Source organism: Bacillus sp. PPSBB_11, assembly GCF_038023285.1.
GTDB lineage: Bacteria > Bacillota > Bacilli > Bacillales > Bacillaceae > Bacillus > Bacillus altitudinis.
Genome location: NZ_CP150633.1, coordinates 2,827,350 through 2,839,789, shown reverse-complemented (window position 1 = coordinate 2,839,789; position 12,440 = coordinate 2,827,350). Strand labels below are relative to the sequence as shown.

11 protein-coding genes are annotated in these 12,440 nt (G+C 41.2%); 4 read left to right on the top strand and 7 right to left on the bottom strand.

Translation table 11 applies throughout. From position 1 onward, the window contains the following. Window positions 1-24: 24 nt before the first annotated feature. The 5 genes from lpdA to V7L95_RS13870 all read right to left on the bottom strand — a co-directional run bounded on the left by lpdA (window position 25) and on the right by V7L95_RS13870 (window position 6,228). The gene (gene lpdA / locus V7L95_RS13890) at window positions 25-1,437 is read right to left on the bottom strand and encodes a dihydrolipoyl dehydrogenase (protein WP_003211097.1); all 1,413 of its coding nucleotides are present in this window, start codon (window positions 1,435-1,437) and stop codon (window positions 25-27) included. 4 nt (window positions 1,438-1,441) lie between these two features. Next, entirely contained in the window at window positions 1,442-2,785 is a 1,344-nt protein-coding gene (locus V7L95_RS13885) for a dihydrolipoamide acetyltransferase family protein (protein WP_008345100.1), read from the bottom strand. 108 nt (window positions 2,786-2,893) lie between these two features. Next, entirely contained in the window at window positions 2,894-3,871 is a 978-nt protein-coding gene (gene pdhB / locus V7L95_RS13880; RefSeq protein WP_007498597.1) for a pyruvate dehydrogenase complex E1 component subunit beta, read from the bottom strand. Between the two features lie 3 nt (window positions 3,872-3,874). Beyond that, window positions 3,875-4,990 carry a pyruvate dehydrogenase (acetyl-transferring) E1 component subunit alpha gene (gene pdhA, locus V7L95_RS13875; RefSeq protein WP_007498599.1) on the bottom strand — a complete coding sequence of 372 codons (1,116 nt, stop codon included), beginning with the start codon at window positions 4,988-4,990 and terminating at the stop codon, window positions 3,875-3,877. Window positions 4,991-5,556: 566 nt separating this feature from the next. After that, window positions 5,557-6,228 (bottom strand): YkyA family protein, encoded by a 672-nt coding sequence (locus tag V7L95_RS13870; RefSeq protein WP_340966906.1) that lies wholly within the window; start codon window positions 6,226-6,228, stop codon window positions 5,557-5,559. Between the two features lie 235 nt (window positions 6,229-6,463). Between V7L95_RS13870 and V7L95_RS13865 the strand changes: the two genes are divergently transcribed. Continuing rightward, window positions 6,464-6,643: a YjcZ family sporulation protein gene (locus V7L95_RS13865; RefSeq protein ID WP_026050085.1), complete on the top strand. Its 180-nt coding sequence runs from the start codon at window positions 6,464-6,466 to the stop codon at window positions 6,641-6,643. Window positions 6,644-6,755: 112 nt separating this feature from the next. Then, window positions 6,756-7,313, top strand: coding sequence for a peptide deformylase (def, locus tag V7L95_RS13860; RefSeq protein WP_008345111.1), 558 nt, complete (start codon window positions 6,756-6,758; stop codon window positions 7,311-7,313). A gap of 38 nt (window positions 7,314-7,351) precedes the next feature. Here the strand turns inward: def and V7L95_RS13855 are convergent, their stop codons facing one another. Further along, on the bottom strand, window positions 7,352-8,131 hold the full coding sequence (locus V7L95_RS13855; protein WP_024719544.1) for a Cof-type HAD-IIB family hydrolase: 780 nt from the start codon (window positions 8,129-8,131) through the stop codon (window positions 7,352-7,354). 394 nt (window positions 8,132-8,525) lie between these two features. On the opposite strand from V7L95_RS13855, the gene V7L95_RS13850 reads away from it, so the two are divergent. Continuing rightward, entirely contained in the window at window positions 8,526-8,735 is a 210-nt protein-coding gene (locus V7L95_RS13850) for a DNA-directed RNA polymerase subunit epsilon (RefSeq protein ID WP_008345114.1), read from the top strand. 5 nt (window positions 8,736-8,740) lie between these two features. Continuing rightward, window positions 8,741-10,408, top strand: a complete 1,668-nt coding sequence (rnjA, locus tag V7L95_RS13845) for a ribonuclease J1 (protein WP_008345116.1) — start codon at window positions 8,741-8,743, stop codon at window positions 10,406-10,408. A 100-nt stretch (window positions 10,409-10,508) separates the two neighbouring features. Here the strand turns inward: rnjA and ade are convergent, their stop codons facing one another. Then, window positions 10,509-12,239, bottom strand: a complete 1,731-nt coding sequence (gene ade, locus V7L95_RS13840) for an adenine deaminase (RefSeq protein WP_050827229.1) — start codon at window positions 12,237-12,239, stop codon at window positions 10,509-10,511. Between the last annotated feature and the right edge of the window lie 201 nt (window positions 12,240-12,440).

Genomic DNA, 12,440 nt, shown 5'->3' with positions numbered 1-12,440 from the left:
ATACGGAGAGGGGTTAAACGTTCATTATTTTACGATATGGATTGGGCTTCCGATTGCTACTTCAGCCGTTTCCATTGTGATTTCACCTAAAGTTGGGTGAGCGTGAATTGTCATTGCGATATCTTCAGCTGTCACACCAGCTTCAATTGCAAGGCTAAGCTCTGAAATCATATCAGAAGCACCAACACCTGCGATTTGTGCACCGATCACAAGACCATCCTCTTTACGAGTGATCATCTTCATGAAGCCATCAGTTGCATCAAGAGAAAGTGCACGTCCGTTTGCTGCGAATGGGAATTTCGCTGCAACGATGTCGATTCCTTCTTCTTTTGCTTCTGCTTCAGTGTATCCAACAGTTGCAAGTTCTGGCTCAGAGAATACAACAGCAGGAATACCAAGGTAATCAATTTCAGCTGGCTCTCCAGCGATTGCTTCAGCGGCAATTTTACCTTCGTAAGAAGCTTTGTGTGCAAGTGGTGGTCCATCAACGATGTCACCAATTGCATAGATGTTTGAAACGCTTGTACGGCATTGCTTGTCAGTTTTGACAACTCCGCGGTCTGTCAATTCAACACCAACTTGCTCAAGACCAAGCTCATCTGTGTTTGGACGACGACCAACAGTCACAAGTACGTAGTCAGCATCGACAGTTTTTTCTTCACCTTTTACTTCGAAAGTAACAGTGACACCGTCAGATTTTTCTTCAACGCCTTTTGCAAGAGCGTTTGTGTGAATTTCAACGTTTCCTTTTTTCTTCAGGTTACGTTTCACTAATGAGCTCATTTGCTTTTCAAAACCTGGAAGGATTTCGTCTCCACCTTCAAGGATGACAACTTCTGTTCCAAAGTTCGCATAAGCAGTACCAAGCTCAGTACCGATGTATCCACCACCGATGACAACTAACTTTTTAGGTACTTCTTTAAGCGCTAAAGCACCAGTTGAGTTAATCACGCGGTCTGTGTATTTAAATGTAGGCAATTCGATTGGACGAGATCCAGTTGCAAGAATTGCATTTTTAAATGTATAAGTCTGCGCTGAATTTTCATCCATGACACGTACAGAGTTGCTGTCTACGAAATAAGCTTCACCTTTGACGATGTCTACTTTATTTCCTTTTAGAAGACCTTGAACTCCACCTGTTAATTTGTTTACAACAGAAGCTTTCCACTCTTGAACTTTTGTGAAATCAACTGTTACGTTTTCAGCTTTGATACCCATGTCTTCAGAATGCTTTGCATTCTCGAAACGATGTCCAGCATTGATCAATGCTTTTGAAGGGATACAGCCGACGTTTAGACATACGCCGCCAAGTGTTCCTTTTTCAACGATTGTTACTTTTTGTCCTAGCTGTGCAGCACGAATAGCAGCTACATATCCACCAGGACCTGCACCGATGACAAGAGTATCTGTTTCGATTGGGAAATCTCCTACTACCATGAATTTACGCCTCCATTAAAATTAATTGTGGATCATTCAATAAACGCTTGATGTGGTTAAGGGCATTTTGCGCAGTAGCTCCATCAATCATACGGTGGTCAAAGCTTAGGGAAAGAGCTAAGACTGGAGCTGCAACGATTTCGCCATCACGAACAACCGCTTTTTCAGCGATACGGCCAATACCAAGGATCGCTACTTCTGGGTGGTTGATGACTGGAGTAAACCATTGTCCACCAGCAGAACCGATGTTTGTGATTGTGCAAGATGCACCCTTCATTTCAGCTGGAGCCAATTTACCATCACGTGCTTTTGTTGCAAGCTCGTTGATTTCGTTAGATACTTCGAAAATCGCTTTGCGATCTGCATTTTTCACAACTGGAACGAGCAAGCCTTTTTCAGTATCAGCTGCAATTCCGATGTTGTAGTAATGCTTTTGAACAACTTCATCTGTTTTATCATCGATAGAAGTGTTAAGTACTGGGTACTTTTTCAAAGCAGAAGTTAGAGCTTTTACAACGTAAGGCAAGTAAGTTAACTTGATTCCTTGATCAGCTGCAACTTGTTTGAATTGTTTACGATGTGCAACAAGGTTTGTTACATCAACTTCATCCATTAATGTTACGTGAGGAGCTGTGTGCTTAGAGTTCACCATTGCTTTCGCGATCGCTTTGCGGATTCCGCTCATTTTCTCGCGAGTTTCTGGGAATTCTCCTTCTAGAACTGGAGCTGCTGCCGCTTTTGGAGCTGCTTCTTCTTTCGCACTTTCAGCTGCTTGAGGTGCTGCTTCTTGAGTTGCTGCAGAACCGCCATTAAGGAAGCTGTCGATATCTTCTTTTAGCACGCGGCCATTTTTACCAGTACCTGCAACTTTGTAAATTTCAACGCCTTTTTCACGCGCATATTTACGTACAGATGGCATAGCAATAACGCGTTTGTTAGGATCAGCATCTACTTGCTCTTGTGCGCCAGCACCAGTTGCTGCTGCCGCTTCTTCTTGAGCAACTTCTTTCTTTTCAGGCTCGTTACCAGCTTCAGCAGTACCTTGTACTTGAGCTTCAGTTTTCGCTTCGCCTTCTTCTTCGCTGCCTTTAAATTGAAGATTTTCGTAACCAGGTGCATCAAACGTAATGATTGTTTGTCCTACAGTTGCAACTGTTCCCTCTTCAACTTTTAATTCTAATACTTTTCCTTTAACAGGTGAAGGAATTTCTACAACTGCTTTATCATTTTGTACCTCTGCTAAAACGTCATCTTCATTGATTTCGTCGTTTGGTTTTACAAACCACTTAACGATCTCACCTTCGTGGATACCTTCTCCGATGTCCGGAAGTTTAAATTCAAATGCCACTGTTTTTCGCCTCCTAGATTATGTTAAACCCTTGTTCTGTCAACATTACACGGTCATGTAATTGATAAAGGGGAAGAGAAATAAATTCTTTTCCCCTCTGTCATTTAATTAAAATTCAAGAACTTTCTTAGCTGTTTCAAGCACGTCTTTATGGTTTGGAAGCCATACGCTCTCAGCTTGAGAGAAAGCAAATACAGTATCAGGTGCAGCTACACGAAGTACTGGTGCTTCAAGGCTAAGAATTGCTCTATCATTGATTTCAGCTACTACGTTTGCTGCAATACCAGCTTGTTTTTGTGCTTCTTGAACAACGATCGCACGACCTGTTTTTTCAACAGAAGCGATGATTGTTTCAATATCAAGCGGGCTCACTGTACGAAGGTCAACGACCTCAGCAGAAACGCCTTCTTTTTCAAGTTCTTCAGCAGCTTTAAGTGATTCGTGAACCATTGCACCGTAAGTGATGATTGAAAGGTCAGAACCTTCACGTTTCACGTCAGCTTTACCGATTTCAATTGTGTACTCTTCTTCAGGAACTTCCTGACGGAAAGAACGATAAAGTTTCATATGCTCAAGGAATACAACCGGATCGTTGTCACGGATTGCAGAAATTAATAGTCCTTTTGCATCGTAAGGTGTTGAAGGAATAACAACCTTGATACCAGGCTGTTGTGCAATAAGACCTTCTAAGCTATCAGCGTGAAGCTCAGGTGTGTGAACTCCTCCGCCAAATGGAGAACGGATTGTCACTGGAGAATGCCAGCGTCCACCAGAACGGTAACGCATACGAGCCATTTGTCCAGAAACAGAATCTAATACTTCGTAAACGAATCCGAAGAATTGAATTTCCATTACTGGGCGGAATTCTTGTAGTCCAAGGCCAATTGCAAGACCGCCAATACCAGATTCAGCAAGTGGAGTATCGAATACACGATCCTCACCAAACTCTTTTTGCAATCCTTCAGTCGCACGGAATACGCCGCCGTTTTTACCAACGTCTTCTCCGAAAACAAGAACGTTTTCGTCATTTTTCAGTTCTGTGCGTAACGCATCAGTGATCGCTTGAATCAATGTCATTTGCGCCATGGCTTACTTCGACTCCTTCTGTTTGTAGATTTCAAGCTGTTCAACCAAGTTAAATGGTTTCACATCGTACATGTTTTCAATCAAATCAGTGACTTTCTGCTTAGGCTGTTCGTCAGCTTCTTTGATTGCCTGTTTGATTTGTTCTTTTGCATCTTCGATGACTTTATTCTCTTCTTCTTCAGACCAAAGGCCTTTGTTTTCCAAGAATTTGCGGTAGCGTACCAATGGATCTTTTTGCTCCCACTCATTTTCATCTTCTTTTGTACGATATCTTGTTGGATCGTCACCAGCCATTGTATGTGGGCCGTAACGGAATGTAAGAGTTTCAATTAATGTTGGACCTTCACCATTTACAGCACGCTCACGAGCTTCAGCAGTCGCTGCGTATACAGCTAATGCATCCATACCGTCAACTTGTACGCCTACGATACCAGCTGCAGCTGCTTTTTGTGCAATCGTTTGTGCAGCAGATTGCTTTTCAACAGGTGTAGAGATCGCATATCTGTTGTTTTGGACAACAAAAATCGCTGGCGCTTTGTAAGCCCCTGCAAAGTTAATACCTTCGTAGAAATCACCTTGTGAAGCTCCACCATCACCAGTGTAAGTGATTGCAACAGCATTTTTACCGCGCTTTTTCAAACCAAGAGCTACACCAGCAGCTTGAATGATTTGTGCACCGATAATGATTTGCGGAGAAAGTGCATTCACATCTTCAGGCATTTGGTTTCCAACAAAGTGTCCACGAGAGAACAAGAATGCTTTTGTTAGTGGAAGACCATGCCAGATTAATTGTGGTACATCACGATATCCTGGAAGAATGAAATCTTCTTTCTCAAGTGCAAAGTGAGTTGCAAGCTGAGAAGCTTCTTGTCCAGCTGTTGGCGCATAGAAGCCAAGACGTCCTTGACGGTTCAATGAAATTGAACGTTGATCTAATACACGTGTAAACACCATACGGCGCATTAATTCTTTTAATTGGTCATCTGAAAGATCTGGCATTGCCGCTTCGTTTACGACTTCGCCTTTTTCGTTTAAAATTTGGAACGTTTCAAACTGCTTTTTGATGGCATCGAATTGCTTTTTGCTATCAACAATTGCTTTTTTTGTTTTTGCAGCCATTCTAAAGTCACCTCTTCCTTTCTTTTAACAGTCAATTTGTCGTGAATCCATTTATACATACAGATATAGGATAACCCAAAATGCTCATATGACTCCTGTATATAATAGCCACAAAGATCATTGTCGAAACATTGGATGATCGCTTGCTTTTGAGTTTTTCTAACTGTATTAACGATAGTTCACAAAAAACTAATACAACTTCTGTTAACAAGGAATAGTTTACAACAAGAAAAATAGTCCGTCAATTGATTTAACGGCTTTATTTAAATAAATGTATTCGCTTTACTTTTTATGGTGACCTGTATCAATCTGTTTAATCAACAGCACAAACTGTACTAGTATAGAGTGGGTCGCTGTACTACAATAGCACATGTTTGTTTTTGTCGAAAAATAAAAAAAGAGCTATTTTCAGCTCTTTTGATCGTGATAGACAAAGGGCTAAAATGAACTTCATTTTAACCCTTTCTCTTATTTCAGTTTGACATCTTGGAAAAACGAGTAACGACACGCAGGCACTTTGTGAGTAGCAGCGATAAACAGAGCTAGCAAATATGAAAGTACTGTTTTTAACTGTTTTGTGATTCTTTCTGAGCTGTTTTGTATAAAGCTTGTTTATATTCGTTCAATTGATCTGTATATTGATTGAACTTCTTGCTTTCTTTTCTCACTTTACTATAGGAACGATTGACTGTTTTCAGTTTGGATTTCAGTTCAGCGTATCCTAAGTCTTTTCTTTTTAAAGATTCATACAAGTGCTTGTCTTGTTTCAGCGCCTTTTGATACTCACGGTAAAGCTGATCATACGATGCATATCTTTTTTCAATTGATTTGACTGTTTGTTCTGCTTTGTCTCTTACTTCCGCATCTTTTATCTGTTCAGCGAATTCCTTTACAGATTGAAATTCTTTTTTCGATTGATCCATGCTGTCTTTTTCTGTTTTTAAATGTTCTTCACGCTTTTCTGCCGATGCTAATGCTTGATCAGACAAGTTTGAGACTGTTTTTGTGTGGTCTTTTGTTGTTTGAATCATTTTTTTATACAACTGCTGCTCTTTTTTCTCATAGCTTTGCAGTGCACCTTGTTCTTTTTCAAAGGATGCTTCTTTTTCGCTCATTTTCGTCATGGCATCTTGCATCTCATAAAGCGGATTTTGACCTCCGCAGCCCGCAAGCAAGAGGGTACATATCCCCGCTAAAGCTGCACCTGCTTTTTTTATTCTTCTTTTCATCTGTTTCAATTACAAGGTCCCCCTTTACATCTCCACATACCACTATAATTTTTCAGGGCGGTTGTGACAAGGAAAGAGGCTGGTTTTTTGAGGGGAAAGAAGATTTTTTTCATGCTCTAGGCTCATGACTATACAAATAGTGCATTCATACATAGTTTATATTACACGCTTCGCCTTCACTTATGAGAGGCCGAGTGTATTTCCAAAGGAGGTCAAAAGTATGTCTAATTATAGTCATGGAAGTATGTATGGTGGATACGGCGGTTACGGTTATGGATACGGCGGCGGTTGTTGCTATCCAAGTTATGGTGGTGGATACGGTTGCGGTTACGGTGGTGGACGTACATTCGCTTTAATCGTCGTCCTATTCATTCTATTGATCATTGTTGGCGCAGCATTCTTAGGCGGCGGTGGCTGCTGCTAATGGCTGAATAAGCCTCTGACCGGTCTCATACGACCGGTCTTCTTTATTTCATTGCATATGTCGTGTATCATTTTATATACTTTACATACAAAGGAAATAGGAGTGAAGTTTTGTGATTACCATGGATGATATCGTACGAGACGGGCATCCCGTCTTAAGACAAACAGCTGAAGCGGTCGAACTCCCGCCAACAGAAGAAGAAAAACAGCAATTAGCTGACATGATTGAATTTGTCAAAAACAGTCAGGATGCAGACATTGCTGAAAAATATGAACTTAGACCCGGTGTTGGCCTAGCAGCTCCTCAAATCAATATCAGTAAACGAATGATCGCTGTTCACTGTGAAGACGAGGGCGGAGAACTTTACAGCTATGCATTATTCAATCCTCGCATTGTTAGCCATTCAGTCAAAAGAGCTTATTTAGCTACTGGTGAAGGCTGTTTATCTGTTGATGAAGCCATCCCTGGATTCGTCCCGCGCTATGAAAAAATCAGGGTGAAAGGTACAACGCTTGAAGGTGAAGACATTGATATTCGCCTCAAAGGGTTTCCGGCCATCGTTTTTCAGCATGAAATTGACCACTTAAATGGCATTATGTTTTATGATCATATTCAAAAAGATCATCCATTCGCCGAGCCAGACAACGCGGTTGCGATCGGCAGATCATAATATAAAAACAAGACCCGTCCATCAGCGGGTCTTGTTTTTTATTCATCAATAAGGCCTAATTCAGTCACAGCGTGGAATATGCCATCCTCATCTACAGGTTTGGTGACAAAGTCAGCTAATGTTTTTAATTCATTGACTGCATTCCCCATCGCAACGCCTGTTCCAACAAAAGAAATCATTTCTCGATCGTTCAGCCCGTCACCGAAGGCAATTGTGTCCTTTTGATCGTACGGAAGTCTTTCAATGACTCGTTTAATTCCTTCAGCCTTTGATCCACCTTTTGGCAGGACATCAGTAGATAGCTCATGCCACCTGACGAGATCAATTTCTTCACGGAACGCTTCATATAGATGTTCCTCTTCTGCTTTACAAAATAGTAGCATTTGATAAATGACGTTTTCTTTAAAGAATGACAAATCATGCTCGGGATGCTCTGTTTTTAAAGTGCCAATCCCTTCATGGATAAATGGATGGTTCGGCACAGACGCCTTCATCGTCTTCTCTCCCATGAAAACAAGCGGATGATCATGTTGATCCGCTGTTTCATAAATTTTATCCATCAGCTCTTGCTTAAGCGGATTGCCATAAATGACTTCTCCTTCGTACATGACATACTGACCGTTATAAGCAATAAATGAGTCAAGCCCTATTTCTTCTAAAATAGGCTGGATAAGAAAAGGCGAACGGCCAGATGCAATGAAGAGATGATGCCCTTTTTCTTTTAATAAACGAACAGCTCGCTTCGTTGATTCAGGTATTTTTTTATCATGGTCATATAAAGTACCGTCGATATCAAAGAAGATGACTTTTTTATTCATATCTCGTCTCCTGTCTCTTGTTATGTATACCCTCTCCCCTTCATCATACAGAAAGATCTTCACTGACGAAACCACTTCCTCTTAAAACGCCCATTTCCCACATATAACCATGTAACATTAAGTGGAAACATCATATAATACAAGTATATAGAGAGAACGGAACAAATGGCTGAATGAGACTCATACCGAAAGGAGGCGATCCGCGATGCTTCGTCGTCTGCGCAAGAAAATTCGAAGACAATGGAAGGACATGCTTCGTAAAAAATCGATTGCTTAAAAGGATCTTCCGCACATTTGCTGAAGGTCCTTTTTTCTCTGAGACTTTTCTTATGCGCGTTTTTTTAATATAATAGAATAAGCGAGTGTAACATACGGTATTTAAGGAGAGATTTGGATGATATATAAGGTATTTTTTCAGGCAAGTACGACTGAGGTACCTGTGAGAGAACACACAGATTCACTATACGTTGAAGCGGTTTCTGAAAGAGACGTACGCGATAAGTTGAAAAAACATAACTACAATATTGAATTCATTCAGCCTGTAGACGGTGCTTTTTTAGACTATGAACGAGAAAGTGAAAATTTTAAAGTATTGGAGCTATGAGAGGAATGAAATTTGTAAAAAACGATCAGGCGGCAGTTTTTGCGCTCGGCGGATTAGGCGAGATCGGTAAAAACACGTATGGCGTTCAATTTCAAGATGAAATCATTTTGATTGATGCTGGTATTAAGTTTCCTGAAGATGAACTTCTTGGAATTGATTACGTCATCCCTGACTATACGTATTTAGTTAAAAACGAAGATAAAATCAAAGGTCTTTTTATTACTCATGGACATGAAGACCACATCGGCGGTATCCCTTACCTTCTCAAGCAAGTGAATATTCCAGTTTACGGAGGCAAACTCGCAATCGGCCTACTTCGTAACAAATTGGAAGAGCATGGTCTATTAAGACAGACCAAACTTCACATCTTTGAAGAAGAAGATACGATCAAATTTAGAAAAACAGCTGTGTCTTTCTTTAGAACGACGCACAGTATCCCAGATTCTTATGGAATTGTCGTGAAGACACCTCCTGGTAACATCGTACATACAGGCGATTTCAAGTTTGACTTTACTCCTGTCGGCGAGCCTGCCAATTTAACGAAAATGGCTGAGATCGGGAAAGAAGGCGTTCTTTGTCTTCTATCTGACAGTACAAATAGTGAAATTCCAGAATTTACGATGTCCGAAAGACGTGTAGGTGAAAGCATTGATGACATCTTCAGAAAAGTAGATGGACGTATTATCTTTGCTACATTTGCATCTAACATTCACAGACTTCAGCAAGTGATCGAGTCAGCTGTTGCCAACGGCCGAAAAGTCGCTGTGTTTGGGCGCAGCATGGAGTCTGCCATTGATATTGGACAAGAGCTCGGATATATCAAATGTCCAAAAAACACGTTCATTGAACACAATGAAATCAACCGCCTTCCAGCAAACAAAGTAACCATTCTTTGTACTGGTAGTCAGGGTGAACCGATGGCCGCTCTTTCTCGTATTGCCAACGGTACGCACCGCCAGATTTCAATTAACCCTGGAGACACTGTTGTCTTCTCGTCTTCACCGATCCCAGGTAACAATATTAGCGTAAGCCGTACTATTAACCAGCTGTATCGTGCTGGTGCTGAAGTCATTCATGGCTCACTCAATAATATTCATACCTCTGGACACGGCGGGCAGGAAGAACAAAAGCTGATGCTCCGTTTAATCAAACCAAAATTCTTCATGCCGATTCACGGTGAGTACCGCATGCAAAAAACGCATATTAAACTTGCGAATGATTGCGGAATCCCTGAGGAAAACTGCTTTATCATGGATAACGGTGAAGTTCTTGCACTGAAAGGTGACGAAGCAAGTGTCGCTGGCAAAATTCCATCAGGCAACGTGTATATCGACGGTAGCGGTATTGGTGATATCGGCAACATCGTGTTAAGAGACCGCCGCATTCTTTCAGAAGAAGGTCTTGTCATTGTTGTTGTCAGCATGGATATGAAAGAATTTAAAATTTCTGCAGGTCCTGATTTAATCTCAAGAGGTTTTGTCTACATGAGAGAATCTGGAGACCTCATTAATGACGCGCAAGATCTCATTTCAAAGCATCTTGAAAAAGTAATGGAACGTAAGACGACTCAATGGTCAGAAATTAAGAACGAGATTACTGACACTCTTGCTCCTTTCCTTTATGAAAAAACAAGACGCCGCCCAATGATCTTACCGATTATTATGGAAGTGTAAGGACGTACAGGGAGACATAGCCAATTGGCTGTGTCTCTTTTTTATGCGCAATAAAAAAAACCCGCATATCTGTACGATACGTGCGGGTTCAGTCATTGTTTTACGATTGAATCGGGAGATGCTGAAAACTTCTCACATCAAACAATCCTTGTGTTGTCATTTTCACATCAGGAATGACTGGCAGTGCTAAGAAGGATAATGTCAAAAACGGATTAAAGTCTAAGACAAAGCCTGTTTCCTTTAAAGCATCATGGAGTGCATGAAGGCTTTCATTGACCGTATGTGCAGGTTGATCTGATAATAAACCGGAAATCGGTAATGGAAGCGTATGAAGAACTTCTCCGTCTTTTACAACGGTCAAACCACCCCCTGCTTCTTTTAACGTTTCAATGGCTTTGATCATATCAGCATCATTTGTTCCAACGGCAATTAGGTTATGCGAGTCATGGGCAACTGTTGTTGCAATTGCCCCCTCTTTTAAGCCGAATCCGCTGACAACCCCTATCCCAATTTCAGATAGACCTTTGTGGCGTTCGACAAGCACTATTTTTAATACATCTCGATCAATATCACTCGTAAATTGTCCATCGCTTCCAGATGGAGATATTTGTTCTAATTTCGTTTCAAGCTGATTCGGTATAATGCGAATGACATTCATCTTTTGATGATCTGTTATAGGCAGCGTTAAATCTTTCTCTTGAACGTCCACTGCATGTACCGATTGCATGAGCGAAGAACTTGGCGTGATCTTGTCGACACTTGGCAAATATTCTCCATGTTCAGAGACCAATTCTCCTGCGATAAAGACGCTTGTAATTCCTACCTCATGTAAGTCAGAAATGAGCATAAAGTCCGCGTCAAAGCCTGGTGCAATCGCTCCCTTTGTTTTGAGACCGAAGCACTCCGCTGCGTTTAAACTTCCCATTTGATATGCTAAAAAGGGGTCCAATCCTTCCTGTATCGACATCCGTACTTGTTCATCAATACTTCCTTGAGCCATTAAATCATCTAAATGTTTATCATCCGTACAAAAGAAAAAGCGTCTCGCATTCTTCTCATTGACAGCAGGTAATACGTTTTTCACGTTTTTAGCAACAGAGCCTTCTCTGAGCATGACATACATCCCTCTTTTGACACGTTCAAGGGCCTCTTGAGCTGTTGTCACCTCATGATCTGTTTGGACATTAGCTGTTCGGTACACATTAATTAATCGGTCCGTTAATCCTGCTAGATGGCCATCAATGAGTTTATGTTCATGTTGAGCATCAAGCAGTTTTTGAAGCATATCTTCTTCCGCTTGTTCCACCGCGACATAATCCATCACTTCGGCAAGACCAAGCACTTCTTTCTCCTGATAAAGAGGCTTTAAATCTTTTGCTTTTAGTGTAGCACCTGATCGTTCAAAGCTGACTGCCGGTACACAGGATGGCAGCATGAAATATATATTTAGAGCAGCTTTTCTCGCTTCTTCGAGCATAAAACGGATACCTGCAACACCGGATACATTGGCAATTTCATGCGGGTCTGTTACAACAGTTGTCACGCCGTGAGGAACGACAGCTTTGGAAAATTCAGCAGGAGTCACCATCGAGGATTCGATATGAACGTGGCCGTCAATGAAACCGGGAACAAGTATTTGACCTGTTGCATCCAGCTCCTGTTCCCCCTCATACTCCCCAATTCCTACTATTTTTCCATTTTCAACAGCGACATCAGCGTCTATCCATTCCTGGTTAAACACGTCCATAACCTTCGCATGTTTAATCACTAGGGCTGCTTTTTTTCTCTTTGCAGCTACCTCAATTTGATGTCTGAAAAGCTCCTTATCCAACGACACTGCCTCCTCCGAGTAAACAATATAATGTTTCTTATCGTAAACGAATCTGTTTGTCCAGTCAATGACATTTAGAGAAAATCAACCATATCAAAAGATTGATTTTTATTTCTGAATAGTGGTAATTTGCTGAAAAATAATCGTGATCTATTTTGCTGTTTTTCAGAAAGGAAACGGCTCATTTCCACTTTTTTCTCT

Coding starts and splice junctions, on each gene's coding strand:
- lpdA (WP_003211097.1), bottom strand. CDS start 1,437: ATGGTAGTAGGAGATTTCCCAATCGAAACAGATACTCTTGTCATCGGT.
- pdhB (WP_007498597.1), bottom strand. CDS start 3,871: ATGGCGCAAATGACATTGATTCAAGCGATCACTGATGCGTTACGCACA.
- pdhA (WP_007498599.1), bottom strand. CDS start 4,990: ATGGCTGCAAAAACAAAAAAAGCAATTGTTGATAGCAAAAAGCAATTC.
- V7L95_RS13865 (WP_026050085.1), top strand. CDS start 6,464: ATGTATGGTGGATACGGCGGTTACGGTTATGGATACGGCGGCGGTTGT.
- V7L95_RS13855 (WP_024719544.1), bottom strand. CDS start 8,131: ATGAATAAAAAAGTCATCTTCTTTGATATCGACGGTACTTTATATGAC.
- V7L95_RS13850 (WP_008345114.1), top strand. CDS start 8,526: ATGATATATAAGGTATTTTTTCAGGCAAGTACGACTGAGGTACCTGTG.
- rnjA (WP_008345116.1), top strand. CDS start 8,741: ATGAAATTTGTAAAAAACGATCAGGCGGCAGTTTTTGCGCTCGGCGGA.